Origin of the sequence: Flavobacterium agrisoli, from assembly GCF_016522065.1 — a bacterium.
GTDB classification, from domain to species: Bacteria; Bacteroidota; Bacteroidia; order Flavobacteriales; family Flavobacteriaceae; genus Flavobacterium; species Flavobacterium agrisoli.
The window spans coordinates 83,187-104,965 of record NZ_JAEHFV010000005.1; the positions used below are offsets into that span (position 1 = coordinate 83,187).

20 protein-coding genes are annotated in these 21,779 nt (G+C 35.8%); 4 read left to right on the plus strand and 16 right to left on the minus strand.

The genetic code is table 11. The annotated features are described in order from the left end of the window. Positions 1 to 44 precede the first annotated feature (44 nt). On the minus strand, positions 45 to 1,646 hold the full coding sequence (gene pckA, locus I5M07_RS12100; protein WP_200106707.1) for a phosphoenolpyruvate carboxykinase (ATP): 1,602 nt from the start codon (positions 1,644 to 1,646) through the stop codon (positions 45 to 47). 81 nt (positions 1,647 to 1,727) lie between these two features. Then, positions 1,728 to 2,114 (minus strand): DUF423 domain-containing protein, encoded by a 387-nt coding sequence (locus tag I5M07_RS12105; protein ID WP_200106708.1) that lies wholly within the window; start codon positions 2,112 to 2,114, stop codon positions 1,728 to 1,730. 127 nt (positions 2,115 to 2,241) lie between these two features. On the opposite strand from I5M07_RS12105, the gene I5M07_RS12110 reads away from it, so the two are divergent. Continuing rightward, complete coding sequence (locus I5M07_RS12110; protein WP_200106709.1) at positions 2,242 to 3,579, plus strand: saccharopine dehydrogenase family protein; 1,338 nt, start codon at positions 2,242 to 2,244, stop codon at positions 3,577 to 3,579. Positions 3,580 to 3,719: 140 nt separating this feature from the next. Here I5M07_RS12110 and I5M07_RS12115 read toward each other — a convergent pair whose 3' ends face one another. The 7 genes from I5M07_RS12115 to I5M07_RS12145 all read right to left on the minus strand — a co-directional run bounded on the left by I5M07_RS12115 (position 3,720) and on the right by I5M07_RS12145 (position 11,211). Next, positions 3,720 to 6,026, minus strand: a complete 2,307-nt coding sequence (locus tag I5M07_RS12115; protein WP_200106710.1) for an FdhF/YdeP family oxidoreductase — start codon at positions 6,024 to 6,026, stop codon at positions 3,720 to 3,722. A gap of 10 nt (positions 6,027 to 6,036) precedes the next feature. After that, complete coding sequence (gene fdhD / locus I5M07_RS12120; protein WP_200106711.1) at positions 6,037 to 6,840, minus strand: formate dehydrogenase accessory sulfurtransferase FdhD; 804 nt, start codon at positions 6,838 to 6,840, stop codon at positions 6,037 to 6,039. 134 nt (positions 6,841 to 6,974) lie between these two features. Beyond that, positions 6,975 to 7,931 carry a geranylgeranylglycerol-phosphate geranylgeranyltransferase gene (locus I5M07_RS12125; RefSeq protein WP_233622055.1) on the minus strand — a complete coding sequence of 319 codons (957 nt, stop codon included), beginning with the start codon at positions 7,929 to 7,931 and terminating at the stop codon, positions 6,975 to 6,977. A gap of 51 nt (positions 7,932 to 7,982) precedes the next feature. Then, positions 7,983 to 8,576: a DUF502 domain-containing protein gene (locus I5M07_RS12130; RefSeq protein WP_200106712.1), complete on the minus strand. Its 594-nt coding sequence runs from the start codon at positions 8,574 to 8,576 to the stop codon at positions 7,983 to 7,985. A gap of 36 nt (positions 8,577 to 8,612) precedes the next feature. Beyond that, the gene (locus tag I5M07_RS12135) at positions 8,613 to 9,551 is read right to left on the minus strand and encodes a mevalonate kinase family protein (protein WP_200106713.1); all 939 of its coding nucleotides are present in this window, start codon (positions 9,549 to 9,551) and stop codon (positions 8,613 to 8,615) included. Between the two features lie 304 nt (positions 9,552 to 9,855). Further along, positions 9,856 to 10,080: a hypothetical protein gene (locus tag I5M07_RS12140; RefSeq protein ID WP_200106714.1), complete on the minus strand. Its 225-nt coding sequence runs from the start codon at positions 10,078 to 10,080 to the stop codon at positions 9,856 to 9,858. A gap of 30 nt (positions 10,081 to 10,110) precedes the next feature. Further along, positions 10,111 to 11,211, minus strand: a complete 1,101-nt coding sequence (locus I5M07_RS12145; protein WP_200106715.1) for a diphosphomevalonate/mevalonate 3,5-bisphosphate decarboxylase family protein — start codon at positions 11,209 to 11,211, stop codon at positions 10,111 to 10,113. Between the two features lie 108 nt (positions 11,212 to 11,319). Between I5M07_RS12145 and I5M07_RS12150 the strand changes: the two genes are divergently transcribed. After that, positions 11,320 to 11,793 (plus strand): TspO/MBR family protein, encoded by a 474-nt coding sequence (locus I5M07_RS12150; protein WP_200106716.1) that lies wholly within the window; start codon positions 11,320 to 11,322, stop codon positions 11,791 to 11,793. A gap of 50 nt (positions 11,794 to 11,843) precedes the next feature. Here I5M07_RS12150 and I5M07_RS12155 read toward each other — a convergent pair whose 3' ends face one another. Continuing rightward, the gene (locus tag I5M07_RS12155; protein ID WP_200106717.1) at positions 11,844 to 12,389 is read right to left on the minus strand and encodes a hypothetical protein; all 546 of its coding nucleotides are present in this window, start codon (positions 12,387 to 12,389) and stop codon (positions 11,844 to 11,846) included. A gap of 101 nt (positions 12,390 to 12,490) precedes the next feature. Next, positions 12,491 to 13,138 carry an HAD family hydrolase gene (locus I5M07_RS12160; protein ID WP_200106718.1) on the minus strand — a complete coding sequence of 216 codons (648 nt, stop codon included), beginning with the start codon at positions 13,136 to 13,138 and terminating at the stop codon, positions 12,491 to 12,493. 245 nt (positions 13,139 to 13,383) lie between these two features. Here I5M07_RS12160 and I5M07_RS12165 point away from each other — a divergent pair, with 245 nt between their 5' ends. Then, the gene (locus tag I5M07_RS12165) at positions 13,384 to 15,417 is read left to right on the plus strand and encodes a M13 family metallopeptidase (protein ID WP_200106719.1); all 2,034 of its coding nucleotides are present in this window, start codon (positions 13,384 to 13,386) and stop codon (positions 15,415 to 15,417) included. 94 nt (positions 15,418 to 15,511) lie between these two features. On the opposite strand, the gene I5M07_RS12170 is transcribed toward I5M07_RS12165, so the two are convergent. From I5M07_RS12170 to I5M07_RS12190, 5 genes are all read right to left on the minus strand, one after another. Further along, positions 15,512 to 16,747, minus strand: coding sequence for a BaiN/RdsA family NAD(P)/FAD-dependent oxidoreductase (locus tag I5M07_RS12170; RefSeq protein WP_200106720.1), 1,236 nt, complete (start codon positions 16,745 to 16,747; stop codon positions 15,512 to 15,514). Beyond that, entirely contained in the window at positions 16,744 to 17,421 is a 678-nt protein-coding gene (locus I5M07_RS12175) for a glycerophosphodiester phosphodiesterase (RefSeq protein WP_200106721.1), read from the minus strand. The genes I5M07_RS12170 and I5M07_RS12175 overlap by 4 nt, the downstream gene beginning before the upstream one ends. 105 nt (positions 17,422 to 17,526) lie before the next feature. Next, the gene (locus tag I5M07_RS12180; protein WP_200106722.1) at positions 17,527 to 19,329 is read right to left on the minus strand and encodes a glycoside hydrolase family 13 protein; all 1,803 of its coding nucleotides are present in this window, start codon (positions 19,327 to 19,329) and stop codon (positions 17,527 to 17,529) included. Between the two features lie 160 nt (positions 19,330 to 19,489). Then, positions 19,490 to 19,717 (minus strand): DUF6814 family protein, encoded by a 228-nt coding sequence (locus I5M07_RS12185; protein WP_200106723.1) that lies wholly within the window; start codon positions 19,715 to 19,717, stop codon positions 19,490 to 19,492. 11 nt (positions 19,718 to 19,728) lie between these two features. Further along, positions 19,729 to 21,225: an MFS transporter gene (locus I5M07_RS12190; RefSeq protein WP_200106724.1), complete on the minus strand. Its 1,497-nt coding sequence runs from the start codon at positions 21,223 to 21,225 to the stop codon at positions 19,729 to 19,731. A 272-nt stretch (positions 21,226 to 21,497) separates the two neighbouring features. On the opposite strand from I5M07_RS12190, the gene I5M07_RS12195 reads away from it, so the two are divergent. Then, positions 21,498 to 21,773 (plus strand): putative quinol monooxygenase, encoded by a 276-nt coding sequence (locus I5M07_RS12195; RefSeq protein WP_200106725.1) that lies wholly within the window; start codon positions 21,498 to 21,500, stop codon positions 21,771 to 21,773. Positions 21,774 to 21,779: the final 6 nt, after the last annotated feature.

Consider the following 21,779-nt stretch of genomic DNA (forward strand, 5'->3'; position numbering starts at 1 on the left):
CTAATGGAATGGAGTAGCTTTTTGATTTTTACGAATTAGTAATTTTATAATAAAGGTGCTCCACCCATAATTTCTGGATTGGCAAATTCTTCGAATTTAGCAAAATTAGCTTTGAATTTTTGAGCCAATTCAACCGCTTTTTGATCGTATAATTCCTTGTTTTCCCAAGTATCTCTTGGATTTAAAATTTCGGCTGGTACGTTCGGACAGGTTTGTGGTTTTGCAATTCCAAACACACTATGATTTTCATAAGTCACCTGATCCAGTTCGCCATTTAAGGCTGCTGTAATCATGGCTCGTGTGTATTTTAATTTCATTCGACTACCGGTTCCATAAGGTCCGCCAGTCCAACCCGTGTTAATCAACCATACTTTTACGTTGGCTTCTTTCATTTTCTTACTCAACATTTCAGCATATCGCGTTGGATGCAATGGCATAAAAGGAGCACCAAAACAAGCCGAAAAATTAGGTTGTGGCTCATTAATTCCGGCTTCGGTACCCGCTACTTTTGCAGTGTAGCCCGAAATAAAATGATAGGCTGCCTGACCTGGAGTCAATTTAGCAATTGGAGGTAAAATTCCGAACGAATCGGCCGTTAAGAAAAAGATATTTTTTGGATTATGCCCGATAGAATTGGGTTGAATGTTATCAATAAAATCAATCGGGTAACTAACGCGCGTATTTGGAGTAATCGAAATATCGGTGTAATCCACTTCGTTACTATTTTCTTTGAAAACTACATTTTCTAACAAAGCTCCTTTTTTGATGGCTTTGTAAATATCCGGCTCGTTTTCTTCCGAAAGATTGATCACTTTAGCATAACAACCGCCTTCAAAGTTAAAAACCGTGTTATCATTTGTCCATCCGTGTTCATCGTCGCCGATTAATTTTCGATTTGGATCGGCTGATAAAGTGGTTTTTCCAGTTCCCGATAATCCAAAGAAAATAGCGGTATCACCTGCTTCCCCTACATTGGCACTGCAGTGCATTGGAAGCGTTTTTTGAAAAACTGGTAAAATAAAATTCAATGCCGAGAAAATTCCTTTTTTCATCTCTCCGGTATAACCTGTACCACCAATCAAAGCAATTTTTTTAGTAAAATCTAAAATGGCAAAATTACTTTGACGCGTTCCGTCAACTGCTGGATCTGCCATAAAATGAGGCACACAAAGAACGGTCCAATCAAACGAAAAATTTTCTAATTCACCTTCATCGGGTCTCAAAAACATGTTGTAGCAAAACAAATTAGACCAAGCGGTTTCGGTAACAACGCGTACATTTAAGCGGTGATTAGGATCGGCACATACATACGAATCCCGAACAAAAACTTCTTTCCCATCTAAATAGGTACAAACTTTTTGATATAATTTTTCGAAAGCATCAGCATCGAACGGGATGTTGATATTACCCCACCAAACTTCGTTTTCGGTAATAGCATCTTTCACAATGTAACGATCTTGAGGAGAACGTCCCGTAAAAGTACCGGTATTAATGGCTAAAGCGCCTGTATCATTTAATTTACCTTGACCGCTTTCTAAGGTAATTTTTTCTAATTCATCTGGAGTAAGTTGGTAATGAACTTTTGCATTTTTGATTCCCATTTCGTCTAACGAAATCGATTTCGATACCATTGTATGATTGCCCATAAAATTTCTTAATTGCGTTTTTAATTCTAGAGACTACAAAGGTACAGATTTAATGCAATCTGTGTTTTAAAAATTCGATTTTTATGATTTTTTGTTAAAAAAACCAGCAAATAAGACTATCCACGAAATAATTAACAATAAACCACCAATTGGCGTTACGAATCCGATAATTTTAAAATCAAAGGAAGTAATTGAATTCGTGGCTAATAAATAGATGGAACCCGAGAATAAAGCCACTCCCAAAACAACCAATAGGGTGATTATTTTGCGTTTTGATTCAGTAAGTTCGATTAGGTTAGCTACGAACAACAAAAACAAAGCATGATACATTTGGTAACGAACACCCGTTTCGAAAGTAGTTAATTGCGCTTCACTTAAAAATTGTTTTAATCCATGTGCTCCAAATGCACCCAAAGCAATAGCGGTTACTCCTAAAAAAGCCGCTATTAAAATCATTTTTCGTTTCATTGCCTCTAATTTTTGAACCAAATTTAAGTATCCCAAACTGCTTATAGAAATTTTTAAAGCTTTCTTTTCTCTAATATTTAAATTAAATTTAAAGAAAATAACTAGTCTCTAATCAAAAAACATCAGTATGCGAACCATTTTGTTATTCGGAGCCGGAAGATCATCAACTTTTTTGATACACTATTTGTTAGAAAAAGCGCAAGCAGAAAACCTACAATTGCTGATTGCCGATGAAAATGAACAAGCGGTACTAACTAAAATTGGAAGTCATGAGCGAGCTACTGTGTTACACGTAAACATTTTTGACACCCAAAAAAGAAGAGAACTCATTTCGAAAGCCAACATCGTCATTTCGATGCTACCGGCTCATTTACATATTGAAGTTGCTAAAGATTGTTTGTTCTATCATAAAAACCTAGTAACCGCTTCGTATATCAGCGATGAAATGAAAGCTTTGGATGAAGAAGTCACCGCAAAAGGTCTTGTTTTTATGAATGAAATAGGTCTTGATCCCGGAATTGATCACATGAGTGCTATGAAAACCATTGATGAAATAAGATCTAAAGGCGGTAAAATAGTGCTTTTTGAATCCTTTTGCGGCGGTTTAGTAGCACCTGAATCGGATTCTAATTTGTGGAATTATAAGTTTACTTGGGCGCCGCGTAATGTGGTTTTAGCTGGTCAAGGTGGTGCGGCAAAATTCATTCAAGAAGGCACCTATAAATATATTCCGTATTCGAGTTTATTTAAACGCACTGAATTTTTGGATGTAGAAGGATACGGTCGGTTTGAAGCCTATCCAAATCGCGATTCGTTAAAATACCAATCGGTTTATGGCTTAGACGAGGTTTTAACCTTATATCGAGGTACGATTCGAAAAGTCGGCTTTTCAAAAGCTTGGAATTTGTTTGTGCAACTTGGAATGACCGATGACAGTTATGTTGTAGAAAATTCTGAAAACATGAGCTACCGTGAATTTGTCAATTCTTTTTTGCCGTATCACCCAACAGATTCGGTGGAAATAAAACTCCGATTGCTCCTTAAAATTGATCCAGACGATATTATTTGGGACAAGCTAGTGGAGTTGGATTTATTTAATCCGCATAAACTAGTAGGTTTACCAAAGGCAACTCCCGCCCAAATTCTTCAAAAAATCCTAGAGCAAAGTTGGACACTAGCTCCCGGTGATAAAGACATGATCGTGATGTACCACAAATTTGGTTATGAACTGAATGGTGAAAAGAAACAAATCGATTCTAAAATGGTCTGCATTGGACAAGATCAAACTTATACGGCAATGGCAAAAACAGTGGGACTCCCTGTTGCCATGGCTACTTTATTGATTTTGAATGAAAAAATTACAACTCTGGGTGTTCAACTTCCGGTAAAAAAAGAGGTTTATGAACCAATTTTAAAAGAATTAGAGAAATACAATGTTGTTTTTACCGAAAAAGCAATGCCTTAATTACATTTCTTGTGAGGGAATTTTAGGAATTTTAATTACAGATTTATCCTTTTTGTACAAAAATATAGCAAAGTTATTAGTGATCAAAAAATGCATGTTAGCTAAAAACATTCTTGTAAACTACTCTCCTAATACTGACATTACATAGTTCCATTTTTATTTTTATGAACCGTAATGATGACGGCTTTTGAAGTTGGTGTATTGCTTAAACGTGCTTTACTTTGTATCGGAACTAAAACATTGGTTTCGGGAAAATAGGTTGCGGTGCATTTTGGTGGAATGTTATACGGAATAACAATAAATTGCTCGGCAGTTCGAGTTTCGCCTTCAAAATGACTCACTAAATCAACCAAATCGTTTTTTTGCAAACCCAATTCCTGAATGTCCAATTCATTCATTAAAATCACCCGGCGTTCGTTTAAAATGCCTCGGTAACGATCGTCTAACCCATAAATGGTCGTATTGTATTGGTCGTGGGTACGTATCGTCATCATCAGCAACTGGTCTTTTTTCAATTGAATATCGGAAGGCTGGTTAAGGGTAAAATTTGCTTTTCCAGTATGCGAAACACTAAAATCATGTGCTCGTGCCGAGTTGGGCAAATAAAAGCCGCCTCCTTGGCGTACTCGTTCGTTAAAGTTTTCAAATCCCGGAATGGTAGCTTCGATTGCATCACGAATCAAATCGTAATTGCTGGCTAATTTTTCCCAATTGATAGGCGTGTTTTGTAAAGTTGCTTTGGCAATGCCGGCTACAATTGCGGTTTCACTTTTCAAATAGGGCGATAAAGGTGCTAAAGAACCTTCCGATTTTGAGACGACTCCCATAGAATTTTCAACAGTTACAAATTGTGTTCCGCTACTTTGGTAGTCTTTTTCCGTGCGCCCTAAACAAGGCAAGATTAAAGCTTCCTTTCCGTGAATCAAATGACTTCGATTTAATTTAGTCGAAATATGAACCGTTAAGTCGCAATTGCGAAGCGCTTCGGCGGTGTATTCGGTGTCGGGTGTAGCGGAGATGAAATTGCCTCCCATTCCCAAGAAAAAACGAGCCTTTTTTTGATGCATTGCTTCTATTGAATCGACTACATCATGTCCGTATTCGCGTGGCGTTTGAATGCCAAAATGTTTGTCGAGGGCATCTAAAAATGCTTTTCCAGGTTTTTCCCAAATTCCCATCGTTCGGTCGCCCTGCACATTCGAATGGCCTCGAACCGGACAAGTTCCAGCTCCTTCTTTACCAATGCTGCCTTTCAATAGTAATAAATTTACCACTTCACGAATGTTATCCACACCATTTTTATGTTGGGTTAAACCCATTGCCCAACAAATAATTATTTTTTTATTTGCCGCAATCATTTCGGCTGCTTCAAAAATTTCTTCGGTAGTGAGTCCCGTTTGAAGCACTAATTCATCGAAATTTTGCTGTTCTAAATCGGCTATAAAAGCCTCAAAACCCAAAGTGTGTTCTTTTATAAAAGCATGGTCAAAAATGGTTCCCGGGTTCTTTTTTTCTTTTTGATTTAAAATTATTAAGATGGCTTTTAGCAAAGCCACATCGCCATTAATGCGGACTTGCAAAAAAAGGTCGGATAAATCGATTCCTTTTCCCAACCATTTTAGTGGACTTTGTGGGTCGATGTAGTTTTTTAATCCTACTTCGGGCAACGGATTTATACTGATTATTTTGCCGCCTTTTTCTTTGGTTTTGTGAAGCGCCGTTAACATTCTCGGATGATTGGTTCCAGGATTTTGCCCCATTACAATAACCAAATCAGCGTATTCAAAATCGTCTAAAGTGACAGATCCTTTTCCTATTCCTAGCGTTTCAGACAAAGCTGTTCCGCTAGATTCATGACACATATTAGAACAGTCGGGTAAATTGTTTGTGCCATAGCTGCGCACAAATAATTGGTACAAATAAGCCGCTTCGTTACTCGTTCGACCCGAAGTGTAAAAAATAGCTTCGTTGGGCGAAGCCAATTTATTGAGTTTTTTTGCGATTATAGAAAAAGCATCCTCCCAGCTAATTCCGGTATAATGTGAAGCACCTTCGGGCAAATACATAGGATGTGTTATACGACCCTTTTTCCCTAACTCATAATCAGAAAGCGCACCGAGTTCGGCAATACTATGCGTAGCAAAAAATAGCGGACTTACCCTGCACTTGGTTGCTTCTTCGGCTACGGCTTTGGCTCCGTTTTCGCAATATTCAGCTAAAAAATGACGCTTTTCATCTGGATCGGGCCAGGCACAACCAGGACAATCAAAACCGTCTTTTTGGTTGAGTTTGCCTAATAATTTCATTCCCTTAAAAAAACCAACTTCTTCCACAATATGTGTCATCGCCGATATGATTGCTTTAGTCCCCACGGCCGATTTTGGCAGAACGGTTTCTTTGATTCCGGTAAATTGAACAGGTGGTTGCGCTATGGTTTTCTTTTTCATAATCGTTTTTTTAAAAGGTACTACTAACGGTTGTATTCGGGTTGGCGTAAACAGTTGCTTTTTCCTCTCTTGAAAAGCCAATCAAGCAAATACCAAATTCTTTCGCATAATCAACTGCTAAACTCGAACAGGCTGATACCGCAACTACAGTAGCAATTTTGGCAAAAAAAGCTTTAGTTATAATTTCGTAGGAAACTCGGCCGCTAACCAACATAAAAGTAGCCGAATGAAGTTTGTTCTGTAGAATCAAATCACCGATGCATTTGTCGACTGCATTGTGTCGGCCAATATCTTCTTGTAGGGTCAGTAATTCGTAATTAGAATTAAACAAAGCTGCAGCATGTGAGCCTCCAGTTTGATTGAAAACATCCTGATGCCTCTGCATAATCCGAAACATTTCGGGTAATTTTTCTAAATCAATGGCGTTTTTTGATTGTAATTTTTGCTTGGGTTGTATTAAATCGCTCAACGATTGTTTGCCGCAGATACCACAAGATGAAACGGATAAAAGGGAACGTTTATTGAGATAACCCACACCTAAATCGGCTATCGGAATTTGAACATTTATTTTGGCAAATTCATTTTCTGAATTTTCAAGTATGTCTATTTTAGGTATTTCAGTACCACGATAAATATCTTCAGCAAAAAGCAAACCCAAAATTAATGGAATATCTTTCCCCGGCGTTCGCATCACTACGGTAAAAGGATTGCCGTTAATATTGATTTCAAGCGGTGCTTCTACTACCAAATAATCCTGAATTAAAGTAGTCGCATCGGCCGTTTTTTTTATGCCTTCGTAGTAAATGGTTTGCATGATTTTTTGAATCTGTACCCGTAAAGTTAAGAAAATAGCCCGAAACCGTAAGCGATTTTGTGTTATTACTTAGCGAGGAACTGTTGTAAGTGCCTTTTTTGAATACAATTCAGAATTTCCTGTTGTAGCAATCCTCAATAACAGCTCAACAAGACTTTCTTTCCGTGCCACAGTACACTTGGGTTGATAAGAATGATGCAAAAAACGCCCGACACTATTAAAAATTTCAAAAGATTGTGCAGCATCAAAAAACGGCTCTTTTTTTCGGCTTTCCACAGGATGAGCAAAAAAAACAACAAAACCAGAAACGAGAAATAAAAATAGAGGTCCATATAACCCACATCATACATTTCAATTAAAATATAAACCGGAATAATGGTAGCCAATGTTAACAGGCTAATAAGTGTTTTTGAAGTGGTAATGCCGTAAACAATAGGAATGGTTTGGTAATTATTAGCCAAGTCGCCCTTGATATTTTCCAAATCTTTTACCATTTCCCGAATTAAAATCAGTAAAAACAAAAAGCCCGCATGTGCAAAAATAACCACAAAATGACCTTTTTGATTTTCTAATTCTTCAAAAGGAACTCGGTAATAATAATATAAAAGCAAGGCGAAAAACGGAAAAATGGCCAAAATAGCAGCCATAAAATTACCTACAAATGGATGTTTTTTTACCTTATGCGAGTACAGCCAAACTAAAAAAATATAGACTGAAAAAAACAAACAAGCGCGCCAAGACACCACAAGTCCCATCAAAGCGGCTATGAAATTTAGCGAAAAATAAACACGCAATTTGGTTGTTTGACTTACCAAACGATCCAACATGGTTTTATGCGGACGGTTAATAAGGTCTTTTTTAGCATCGTAAAAGTTGTTGATAATGTAACCCGAAGCAATTGTAATCGCCGAGGCAAAAACCATCAAAAACAAGTTAAAGTCGAGTAGAATATCGAGTGCACGTTCTTCTGGATTTAAAATAAAAATAGCCGAAAGGTATTGCGCAATGATGATAATTGGAATGTTGTATCCGCGAATTACAGAAAATAAACTTATAATTTTTAGAATTAAAAGTTTGTATTTTCTGTTCATAATATAGGTTTAATTTAAGTTAAAAAATGCAATTTAAGATATTGCATGCAATTATTTTAAAACGTCTTTGAGTAATTTATCCGTTTCAAATCCCAATTTACGTATACTTGCCATTGCTTCTTTTTGGGTAATAGAAAGTTCTTTAACGCGTTCTTTTTCCATAAAAAATAACGAACCCGACCAAGGGCTTGGTGCATTAGGAATAAAAATGGTGCAATGTGTTTCGTTGATGTTTTCTATTAAAAAACCCATTTGGCAAGCATCATCAAACTGGGCTAAAATAACTTTTAAATCTTCTTTCGCTTCAATTCCCATAATATTTTCGTTCATGTTTTTCATAAACGAATAACCAGGAACTAAGTTCAAAATTCGATTTTCGAGTTTATCAATGAATTTTTGGGCGTAATAGGTTCGGCCAATAATGCCAGCTACCAAACAAATAAACAGGATAATTACAATGGCAATGATTTCTTGAAGCGCAATTCCGAAAATTAACGTTTTGGGTAAAGAATGAATGATGGGTCCCGTGACTTTATGGATGATGGCGTACGCTTTTTCAAGAATGACAATCAATAAAATTACGGGAACTAAAAACAAAATTCCGCCAATAAAAGTGGCTTTTAAAATAGAAGTAATATTTTTCATGCCTTTGCTTTTTTGTTTATTGGATAAAATAGGTGTCTAGAATTGATAAACCACTTCCAGCTTATAGTCTTTTAAAGAAGCTTTGGCTTTTTCTAAATTTTCGGTGAATCCCAAAATATAACCGCCACCGCCAGAACCACATAATTTTAAATAATAATCGTTACTGTCTATTCCGTGTTGCCAAATTCCGTGAAATTGTTCCGGAATCATGGGTTTAAAGTGATTTAAAACAACTTTGGATAACTTTTTCGTATTGGTAAACAAGGATTTCATATCGCCATGTAAAAAGTTATCTACACAAGCATCGGTATATTTAACAAATTGATTTTTTAACATCGCGCGGAAACCTTTATCTTTTAAATTTTCCATGAAAATATTAACCATCGGAGCGGTTTCGCCCACAATACCCGAATCCAATAAAAACACGGCGCCTTTGCCTTCAAAACTTTGCGTCGGAATACCGGTTGCTTCGATATTATCTTTCGAATTAATTAAAATCGGAATACTCAAATAACTGTTTAACGGATCTAAACCAGAGCTTTTTCCGTGGAAAAAACTTTCCATAGCCGAGAATATTCCCTTTAATTGTAATAATTTTTCACGAGTTAAATTCTCTAAAACCGTAATTTTGTGCAGCGCATATTTGTCGTAAATAGCGGCTACCAATGCGCCACTGCTCCCCACACCATATCCTTGTGGAATACTAGAGTCAAAATACATTCCGTTTTCGATGTCACTTTTTAAGCTTTCGATATCAAAAGAAACCAATTCCGGCTGCTCGCTCTCAAGATTTTCCAAATAAACAGCATAGCGCTTTAAACTAGCATTAGAGGCAAGGGCTTCGGCAGAAGGATTTTCTTCTTTCTTTAAAGCACCATTGTAAAAATTGTAAGGAATAGAAAGTCCTTTAGAGTCACGAATGATTCCGTATTCTCCAAAGAGTAATATTTTTGAGTAAAATAAAGGTCCTTTCATATAATTTAGTTAATGTCTTTTTTTATTTTATTCGGGTTTTGTCTTGTATCGAAAACGCTGATAATAGTTATTTCTTTTGAATTGAAAGTATAATAAAAAGTAGTCCGTCTTGTTAGGACACATTTTCTAATCATTTTATTATTCTCGCTGCAAGGAAAACTTTCAGGATGTAAAAGAATCGCTAAAATTGATTGATCAAATTTTTTCAAAAAATCAAATTTTCTTTTTGTTGACCATTTTGTGTCAATGTAATTCAGAATGTTTTCAAAAGATTTTTCGGCTCTTAGAGTAAATTTGATTTTTCTCAACGTAAACCGTGTCTTTTTAAAATTGATTCGTAACTTACAACTTCTCCTCTTTCAAATTCTTGTATGCTTAGTTCAATATCCTCTTTCTGCTCATCAGTAAGGTCATTCCACCAATCTTTTTGTTCTTTTTTAAAAATTTTGCGAATAGATTTTATAATAGCTGGATTTTCTGTTTCCGCTAACATTTTAATTAATTCTAATTTTTCAACTTGAATATCCATGATCAAAAATTTAACTAAAGATACGGAAAATTATAATGCAACAGCACCCATTCCAATTTCGTCGCAAATGTACTGCGCATTTTGGCAAAAGTCAACTAATTCGTTCTGAATAAAATGTAGTACTTTTTCTTTGATATTTTCGGGATAAAGTACGTGAACGTTGGCACCCGCATCAAGTGTGAAACAAACCGGAATTTGGTTTTCGGCTCTAAATTTCCAAATTGCATTGATAATTTGCAAAGTATTGGGTTTCATTAAAATAAAATACGGCATGGAAGTCATCATCATGGCGTGCAATGTAAGTGCTTCGCTTTCGACAATTTTAATGAATTCGTCTAAATTTCCTTTTTCGAAAATAGAAATTAATTTATCCAGATTTTCATGTGCTTGTTCAAAACGGCGTTCGGCAAAAGGATGGTTGTGCATCAAATTGTGACCAACAGTGCTCGAAACTTGTTTTTCGCCTTTATCGACCAATAAAATGGTGTCTTGATAATTTTTAAAATTGTCGTGAATAGTGTATGGAAATGGAACTCCAAACAAATCAGAACTTCCTTCAATATTGGCTTGATTGCCCCACACTACCATATTTCCTTTAATACTTCGGCAAGCGCTACCAGAGCCTAAACGCGCTAAAAACGAAGCTTTTTGATAAAAATAATCGTCTGACATCGCTGGGTTTAGTTGTTTTTCCAGACTCATAAAATTCATAGCCAAAGCTGCCATTCCCGAAGCCGAAGAAGCAATTCCAGAACTATGTGGAAACGTGTTTTTTGTATCAATCGTAAAATGATAGTCTTTCAAAAAAGGCAAATAGGCTTCAATTCGCTCTAAAAATTTTTGAATTTTGGGTTTGAAATCTTCTTTGGATTGCCCTTCAAAAAGCAAATCGAAAGAAAATCCAGTGGTTACTATCGAAGCAGCTCTTTTCTCAAAACTCAGTTTGGTTATCGTTTTACAATTATTCAAAGTAAAACTTACCGAAGGATTAGCGGGAATTTGATGACCAAGATCATCTCTTTTTCCCCAATATTTTACTAAGGCAATGTTGCTGGGTGCGCTCCATTCAAATTGACCATTTTCGATAGTATGCGTATATTTTTCAGGAATAAAATCAGTAGTTGTAAACATGAATTGTAAAATTTGGGCAAAGATACTTTTTTTGCCATTACCGATTGCAATTTATCAAGTGCTGCTTGTTTTTGTTTATTTTTGAATCTATATTAAAATTTTTAGTTAATGAAAATAATAAAATTCGCTTTTCCGATTTTACTTTGTTTAGCGGTTGGATATGTTTCCGGTGATGTTACCCGTGAGAGTATTGCTACTTGGTATGTGTCACTAAACAAACCTTTTTTTAATCCGCCGAACTGGATTTTCGCTCCTGTATGGACAATTTTATATGTGTTAATGGGAATTGCAGCGGGTTTGATTTGGAACGAATGGAAAGAAAATAAAGAAGTGGTAAAAAAAGCCTTGGTATTTTTTACGCTTCAGTTGGCTTTGAATGCACTTTGGTCGTACTTGTTTTTCGGATTACACAATCCGTTATTGGCTTTACTCGAAATTATTATTTTAGAATTGATGATTTATGAAACTTATATTCAGTTTAAAAGCATACACAAAACAGCCGGTTACTTATTGATTCCGTATTTGGCTTGGGTTGCATTTGCTACTGTTTTAACCGCTAGTATTTGGTGGTTGAATTCTTAAAAAAAAACAAAACCCAACTTACTTTTTGCAGGTTGGGTTTTTATTGTTTGCTATTTTGTATAAAATGATGCTATTGCTGCTATTCCGTTCTCTTTGCGATAAATTTTATTTTGGTTTAGCATTTTTTTGATTGTATCCATGGATAATTTGTATTTACTGTTTTTTATCATGTACATTTTAAACTCATCGTTATTTTTATATTCGGGGTATTTTTTATAAAATGCAAGTGAAGCATAAGCATAATCAAGTCTGACTTTTGAGCGTTTTTCATAATCTCTGTAACCCAATGCTTCTTTAAATTTTGCTATTTCTTCTTGGGATTTAATTTTTCTAGATAATATCGCTTTTTTGGTTTGCTCCTCCGCATCAGCAGCGACTACATCTGTACCCGAATAGGTAAGAGCAATTATCTCCGAATCGTGTCGGGCTTTGTCTAAGGCTATAAAGAGTGGATCGGTTTTTACTTTGTCATAAGCGGAGTTGTTGACATCCGTTACGGTTTCATACGAGTCTTTAGAGCAAGACACCATAAAAATACTAATAGCTACCATGAAATAGGGCAACAGAAATTTTGTGTGCTTTTGTTTTGGTTTCATAACGATGTGTTTTTGATTAACTTACAGAACGTTAATTAGTTAGTTCTTATTGTAAATTTATAAAAATATTTAGTAAGATTTTTTTTAAACAAAAAAAACAGTTAAATTATTGAAGTTAATTCTTGTGGTTTAATAATAACCACTTGAGCACCGCTTAGTTTTAATTCTTCATCTGTTCTGTAACCCCACAAAACGCCAACGGGAAACATCTTGGCATTTACTGCTGTTTGCATGTCGATATCTGAATCGCCAACAAAAAGGATTTCTTCGGGTTTTAAATCCCAGTTTTTAGCTATTTCTAGGGCTTCAAAAGGATTTGGTTTTTTAGTGGCTTCTGTTTTTAAACCCACCGCCATATCAAATTGATGAGGGAAAATTTCAGCAACTATTTTTTTGGTTAACGCATCGGCTTTGTTTGATAGAACGGCTAATTTTAGATTTTTAGCTTTTAATTGCTGAAGCATTTCTATAATTCCGCTGTACGGTTTGGTTTTAATTGAACAGCGTTCACTATAAACCGAAATCATTTTTTGGAAGCAACTTTCAATTTGCTCTTCTGAATTGGTTGTTGCCGGCAAGGCTTTGCTCACTAAATTATGCAAGCCACTTCCAATAAAATACTGATAGGTTTCGTAACTGTGTGTAGGGTAATTGTAATCAAGGAGTACTTTGTTCATCGCATCGGAAATGTCTTCCAATGAATTGACTAAGGTGCCGTCTAAATCGAAAATTATAGCTTTGTAGGGCATTTTGTGTGTTTTATGGTTTTAATATAAAATCTCTATTTCCTCTCTTTTTTAACTTTGGAAACAGTGTAATGGTAAAAATGCAATTACGTTCAATTTTGTCTTTAAAAAAAACATTTTAATATTCCTTTTAAATAAACCGGTCAATTTAGAGAGTAATTGTTGTTAACTAATTGTTGTTAAATCTGTTGTGTTTTTTGATGAGATATTCTTTTTTTGGTAAATTTAGAGGATAAAACTTTAAAGTTATGAAAATCAACTTAATTCACTTTAAATGTTCGCTTTTGTTGGTTCCTTTATTTTTTATGGAATCATGCGATAAAAAGGAACCTCTAACTTCTGGCGTTATTTTGAAAAATATGGATACGTTGGTGAAGCCAGGAGATAATTTTGATGCCTATGTCAATGGAAATTGGACTAAAACACACAAAATTCCTGCAGACAAAGATGCGATTGGAATTGATCAAATTATAAATGATAAAGCGCAGGAAGATGTAAAAGAAATTATTGAAAATTCTTCTAAAGGAAATTTTACCAACGGTTCTGATGAACAAAAAATTGGAGATTTTTATCAAGCTTTTATGAATATTAAGGTAAGAGACCAAAAGGGAATCACACCTTTGCTTCCTGAATTCAAAAAGATAGACGCAATTTCTAATTATTCTGATCTTGCTTCCTATTTTGGGACTGCTAATCGATCAGGAAACATGATTCCTTTTCAGTTAGGAGTTGTCGAAGACTTTAAAAATCCTACTAAATACATGCTTTACACTTGGCAAGATGGACTAGGTTTGCCCGACAGAGAATATTATTTTCTTGAAGATCCAAAATCCAAAGAAATCCGTTCAAAATATGAAATGCATGTTGCTAAAATGCTGGTGTTGGGTGGTGTTGAAAACTCCACTAAATTGGCTTCGCAAATTATGGCTTTGGAAACTTTAATGGCTTCTAATCATATGAAAAAGGAACAAACACGTGATGTTGAGAAACTTTATAACAAGTATGCCATAAAAGATTTAAATAAACTGATGCCTGATTTTGACTGGAGTTCTATGTTTAAAAGTGCTGGAATTCTAAGTCAGAAAAACGTAACGGTTACACAAGTTGAATATATTAAGTCTTTAAATTCGATTATAAAAATAACTCCGCTAGAAACATGGAAAGCGTATTTGAAATGGAGTACTGTTCATGGTGCAGCTCAATCATTAAATAGCGCTGTACAAGATGAAAATTTTGCGTTTTATGGTAAGGTTATGTTTGGAATTGAAAAACAGAAACCATTATGGAGAAGGGGAGTTCAACTGGTTAACCATAACCTGGGAGAAATCGTGGGAAAAGTCTACGTTGAAAAATACTTTTCGCCAGAATCTAAAAAACGAGTAACGGTTATGGTTAAAAACCTCCTTAAAGCTTACGAGGAAAGTATTAAAACACTAGACTGGATGAGTCCTGATACCAAAAAACAAGCTTTGGAAAAAGTTTCTAAGTTTACTATAAAAGTTGGATATCCGGATAAATGGAGGGATTATTCAAGCCTAAAAGTGATTAAGGGGGATCTTTATGGAAATGTAAAAAGAGCTACTGAATTTGAATACAACAGACAAATTAAAAAACTTGAAAAACCTGTTGATCGCACCGAATGGAGAATGACACCTCAAACGGTGAATGCGTATTATAATCCTATAAAGAATGAAATTGTTTTCCCAGCTGCCATCTTACAACCGCCATATTTTGATTTAACAGTTGAAGATGCAGTTAATTATGGAGGAATCGGAGCGGTAATAGGACACGAGATCGGTCATGGTTTTGATGATCAAGGAAGTACTTTTGATGGAGATGGTTTAATGCGAAATTGGTGGACATCAAGAGATTCAACCGCTTTTAAACAAAGAACAAAAGCCTTGGTTGCACAATACAATGAATTCAAAGTTTTTCCTGATTTAAATGTGAACGGAGAATTTACCCAAGGCGAAAATATAGGTGATTTAGGAGGTTTATCTATTGCGCTTAAAGCCTATCAGATGAGCTTGAATGGAAAACCCTCGCCTGTTTTAGATGGTTTTACAGGAGAACAACGCATTTTTATAGGTTATGCACAAAGTTGGCTTGATAAAATAAGAGAAGCCTCTTTACGTACTTATGCCGCAAGTGACCCTCATTCTCCATCAAAATTCAGAGTAAATGGTGTTGTTAGAAACATCCCTGAATTTTATAAAGCTTTTAATGTAAAACCCACAGATTCGTTATATTTAGCGCCTGAAAAACGAGTTAAAATTTGGTAATCAAGAAAATATTATAAACTAATAAGGATACTTTCTGTCATTTTGTACAGAAGTATCCTTATTTATATAGTAAAGAGTTAGTCTTTTGGAAATACTACATAGCATTCGCCACAATAAACCCACTCGTCCAGGCATTCTGAAAATTAAATCCACCAGTTATGGCATCGATATTTACAATTTCGCCAGCAAAATAAAGGTTTTGGTGAATTTTACTCTCCATGGTTTTGAAGTTGATTTCCTTTAAATCGATTCCGCCAGCCGTTACGAATTCTTCTTTAAAAGTACTTTTTCCGTTGACTTTAAATTCGGATTTGGTAAGTTGCGATGCGAGATTTTGCAATTGGGTTTTAGATAAATCAGCCCATTTTGTTTGCTTCGCCTGTTCGCTATCGCTCGAGCCTGCCTCAATTCCCGATGCTAAAACCAAACTTTCCCACAAACGATTGGTGATTTCAAAAGGCGATTTTTTGGAAATGGATTTTTTAGCGTGTTCTATTTTTAATTCTTTCAAAAGTTTTTCAACATCTTCCAAATCGAAATCATTCAGCCAATTCACAAAAATCGTAAACTGATAATTTTTATCGTGTAAAATTCGAGCGCCCCAAGCGGATAATTTTAAAATGGCCGGACCGCTCATGCCCCAATGCGTAATTAATAAAGGCCCTGTCGATTCGAGTTTGGTTTCTTTTACCTTAACAGTGACTTGCGCCGAAACGCCTGGTAGTTCTTTAATTCGGGAATCTTTAATGTTAAAAGTAAACAACGAAGGAACCGGACTCACAATCGCATGACCGTGGGTTTGCAACATTTCCCAAATTTTAGGATTGCTTCCCGTTGCCATTACTAATTTTTCGGCAGTGAAATTATCACTTTGTGTATCTATTTTCCAATGGTTTTCTTTTTTAAAAATAGATTGAACACTTTGACCTGTCAGTACTTTTATACCCAATTTTTCGGTTGCTTTCAGAAAACAATCAATTATGGTTTGTGACGAATTTGAAACCGGAAACATTCTGCCATCTTCTTCAATTTTTAATTCCACGCCGTGTTTTTCGAACCATTCTATGGTATCTCCAGAACAAAACTGATGAAAGGGTCCGCGCAATTCTTTCTCGCCACGAGGGTAAAATTTTACCAATTCATTGGGTTCAAAACAAGCGTGTGTCACGTTGCATCGTCCGCCTCCCGAAACACGGACTTTAGAAAGCACTTCTTTTCCTCTTTCTAAAATAGCAATTTTGAGTTTCGGATTTTTCTCCGCAACATTAATCGCTGTAAAAAAACCCGCAGCGCCACCACCTACAATAATTATATCGAAATTTTTAATCATATTCGGTCAGGATAATCGGTTATAATTCCGTTTACTTGATACCTTTTCAAGCGATCAATGTCGGCCGTTTCGTTAACCGTCCAAGGGAAAACTAAAAAACCTTTATCTTGAATTTTCTTGGTATTTTCTGCATCTAACAAGTGATAATGAGGGTGAATAGCTTTTGCCTGAATGGTTTCGGCGAAAGTCAATGCAAGATCCAGATTGTTTTCGGTCAAAACGCCAATGGGGATTTTTGGATTTAACAACGAAATTTCTCGTAACGCATTCCAATCAAAACTTGAAACAATAAAATGTTGGTACGTCCATTTTTTTACTAAAACAGCAGCTTCAATTAGCGCCACAACCCGGCTACAACTCCCAGTATTTTTCAATTCAATATTAAGGAAGCATTTTGTATCTACTACATCCAACACTTCTTGTAAAGTCGGAATTTGATGTTTTTCAGCAATCGAGAACGAATACAATTCGGCTAGTTTAAAGGCGCTTACCAATCCTTTTCCATTGGTCATTCGGTCAAGCGTGTCATCGTGAAAAACGATTACTTCGCCATCGGCCGTGAGCTGAACGTCGAGTTCGATTCCGTCTACTTGCATGTCAAGTGCTTTAAGAAAAGCCGCTTTAGTGTTTTCAGGTTCATAGCCTTTGGCACCGCGATGTGCAATTTTGAGCATTTGTTTGAGTTTTGAATTGCAAAGGTCGCAAAGTTTTACGCAAACGAAAGATAGATTTTTGAAAAAATAGACTTTTAGTACAATTCTGCTTTTCAAAAAACACATTTAGGCTAATTCTAAAATCAAACTCGATTTGGGTTCTAGCAGAATTTGGTGGGTTATGTCGATTAATTGATTGCTTAAAATGTCTCTTCCGAGGCTGTAGTGCTGGATGTTCTCGGCAAAACGTTGGGTCGTAATGGATTGAAGTTCATCTTGGTTATTGAGCAAGACCATGACCGTTTGCGTTGCAGTATATCTAAAATAAACATACAAATTGTTTTCTGGAATGTAATGGGTCATTTTTCCGGAATGAATGGCATTGTTGGTTTTTCTCCAATTGAATAATTGTGAAGTGAAATCAAAGTATTGGTTTTGTTGTTCGGTTCTGCCTGATGCGATAAAAGCATTCTGAGGGTCATTGGGCCAGCCACCGGGAAAATCCTTCCTGATATCAGCATCGCCATTGTTTTTGTCTCCATCCATGCCAATTTCAGAACCATAATACAATTGCGGAATACCTCTAACCGTGGCCAAAAGTGTCATAGTCAATTTGTATTTTCGAATATCATTTCCAAAAAGCTGATTCAATCTTTGGGTGTCGTGATTTTCGCCAAAAATTAAAATATTATTGGAGTTGGGATACAAAAAGTCATTCGAAAAGTGATCGTACAATCTCATCACGCCGGTATCGCCATTAGAATAACCTTCATTAAAAGCTTTTGAAATGGCTTCCATCAAAGGAAAATCCATAACGGTAGGCAAATTAGAATTGTACTGTCGTAAAGCACCGATTTGGCTGTCTTTTTGCCAGTAAGCAATTTGAGCGGTTTGCGGCATCCAAATTTCGCCTACGATATTAAAATTAGGATATTCAGCAGTAATCGCTTTTGTCCAATTGGCCATGGCTTGGGGTTCAGAATAGTTATAGGTATCTACTCGAAAGCCGTCTAAATCGGCAAATTCTATCCACCAAATGGCGTTTTGTTTGATGTAATTTAAAACCAATGGATTCTCCAGATTCAGGTCGGGCATCGAGGGAACGAACCATCCTTTTAAGCAAATTTCTAAATCTTTTTGAGAAGCATGAATGTCGTTAATTACCGAGCGTTTGTGATGCGTTTCGGTGTACTCTTTAAATTGATGAATCCATTCGGGTGTGGGTAAATCTTGAATCATCCAATGGGTAATTCCCCAATGATTGGTTACATAATCCATGATTAATTTAAGATTGCGTTGGTGCATTTCCTGAGCCAAACGAAGATAATCAGCATTGCTGCCATAACGTGGATCAATTTTGTAAACATCCGACTGCGCATAGGTGTGATATGAAAAATCGGCATCGTTATCCTCGCAAAGTGGAGTGCTCCAAATAGCAGTGGCGCCCAAACTTTGGATATAATCCAGGTTTTTGATAATCCCTTCAATGTCGCCACCATGTCGGCCAGCTGGTAAATCACGGTTGTATTTTTCGGTTGTATTTTCGCTCGAATTGTTCTGATCGTTTCCATTTGCAAAACGGTCGGGCATGATGAGGTAAACTACATCAGCGGCATCAAATCCTTTTCGGTTGGCCGAATTTTCACGACGTTTTTTGAATTCATACTTTTGAATAAAAACGATTTCTTGTTCTTTTTTAAAATAAAAGGGAAGTATTGATTCCGTTAATTTATGGGTGTTAATCGTGATAAAAAGGTAATTCGGATTTTCAGTTTTTACAATTTTGGTAATGCAATCGAAGTTGGTGCTGACTTCAAATTCACTAATTTGTGGGCCATAAAACATAAGCTGCAGTTCCGGATTTTTCATTCCGAAAAACCAAAACGGAGGCTCGACTTTTGTTATTTGTGGGTTTACTAAAAAATCCATTCCATTTCGCACGAAAACCGTTAGGAGTTTTCATTATTTGTTACTTAAATGTACGAAATTTTAGAATGGCCCGGTTTTTATTTATAAGTTGTTTTTTCGTTAGAAGGTTCTGTTTCGATTTTCATTTTTACAAAAGCGAATACGTACATCAAATATTAGGTTACATTTTCTCCAAATCATATTCTCCTTTGATAGCAAAATAGCCAAAAATGCCCAAACCAGCAACGATTAAAGGAGTAAGTATAAATAAAATAATGATTCCGAAAACCAAATCTTCTTGATTATCTGAAAATAATTTAGGTAATCCGAATTCGAAAACACAAAAATAGGCTGCGGCAAAAGCCAATAGCAACCATATTATTCCTAAAGTTCTTTTTATAGTATTCATATTTTTAAGATTTAATCCATTGATTTTTTAGTGTTGTCTATGTAGATCATACCAATTACAAAGCAAATTCCAGCAATGATAATCGGATACCAAAGGCCATCCAGATAAAAATCGGCTTGCCCCTTAGCTTTCGAATTGCTCACTAAATATGTGGCTATAGCCGGGAGGAGTCCTCCAAAAATTCCATTTCCAACATGATAAGGTAACGACATTGAGGTGTATCGAATTTGAACCGGAAACATTTCGACTAAAAAGGCAGCAATTGGACCGTAAACCATGGTCACAAAAAGTACTTGAACAAAGACTAAAAAAACCAACAGCCATTTATCGGAAGAATTAACTGTGATTTCAGAACTCATATTGGCTTTTAAAGTTTTGTCATTTATTGAGGCAGCCGTCTTTTTAGTTACTATTGTACCATCTTCATAAATGTTTTTGGTAATGGTATGTAGTTCTTTTTTAGCTTCATTAATTTCGGTTGATCTTCCTACGGAAACGATATTTTTTTGTTCTAAATTTACCGTTTCGTACATTTTTTGATAAATAGGACGGTAAAGCAAAATAGCCAATAACATACCGCCCATCATGATGTATTTGCGTCCGATTTTATCGCTTAGCCAGCCAAAAACCACAAAAAATGGCGTACCTAATAGCAAGGCAATTCCGAGTAATTCATCTACTTGCGAGGAATTTACATTCATAACCGTTTTCATAAAACTCATGGCGTAAAATTGACCTGTGTACCAAACCACTCCTTGTCCCATGGTGGCGCCAAAAAGAGCTAAAAGCACAAATTTTAAATTATAACGATTTCCAAAACTTTCTTTTAACGGATTGGTGCTAATGGTTCCCTCTTTTTTTGCCTTAGAAAAAACCGGTGATTCGTGCATGTTTTTTCGGATGATATAGGAAACACCCACCATCACAATAGAGACCCAAAATGGAACACGCCATCCCCAAACATCAAAAGCTTCGTCTGAAAGAAGGCTTTTGGTTACTAAAATAACAATTAACGAAATGAGTAATCCCACAGTTGCGGTGGTTTGTATCCATGAGGTCCAATACCCACGTTGTCCAACAGGTGCGTGTTCGGCTACATAGGTGGCAGCACCTCCGTATTCGCCTCCCAAGGCTAAACCTTGCAGTAAACGTAAAATCAAAACAAGTAAGGGAGCAAAAAAGCCAATGGTTTCGTAACTCGGAATGCACCCAATCAAAAAAGTGGAACACCCCATTAACAGTAACGTGGCCATGAAGGTGTATTTTCGACCAATTAAATCGCCCAAACGACCAAAAAACAAAGCACCAAATGGGCGTACTACAAATCCCGCAGCAAAGGTGGCTAAAGTTGATAAAAAGGCAGCAGTAGGATTATCACTCGGGAAAAATTTAGTCGAAATAACTACTGCTAAACTTCCGAAAATATAAAAATCATACCACTCAATCATTGTTCCCATAGAGGAGGCCGAAATAACTTTCCAAATGCCTTTTGTATCGTTTTGGCTCATGTAAATACGAATTTTATAAAAATTAAATTTATAGCTTTTTGGCTAAAATAAAGTTTATTTTATTTTTTTAAACTAAAATTTTTAAGAATTTTTATTTTATCGGTTTTTCTTAATGCGCTTTTGTTAGTTTAGTGGCAATATGATTGAGATAGAAGGAGTCTTTTTTCTTCTTTTGCTAAATAATTTGAAGATAATGGGCGGGAAAATAATTTCATTTAAAAAATCGGTATCTTTAATCTAAAAATGATAAACAACACAAAAAATAAAAAAACATGATAACCATAACAGCTATAATTTCTGGAAAACCGGAAAAAAACGACATCCTACTACCCCTATTAAAACATTTGGTTACCCAAACCCGAAAAGAATCGACTTGTTTGCGTTATGATATGCATGCTACTGAAACTACCTACATTATTTGGGAAGAATGGGAAAACCAAGATGGTTTAGACTTACACAATCAAAAACCTTATTTACTTGATTTAATTCAAAAAAGCGACGAATTAACTTTCTCTATAAAGGTTTATAAAACGCAATTTTTATTCTAAAAAAAA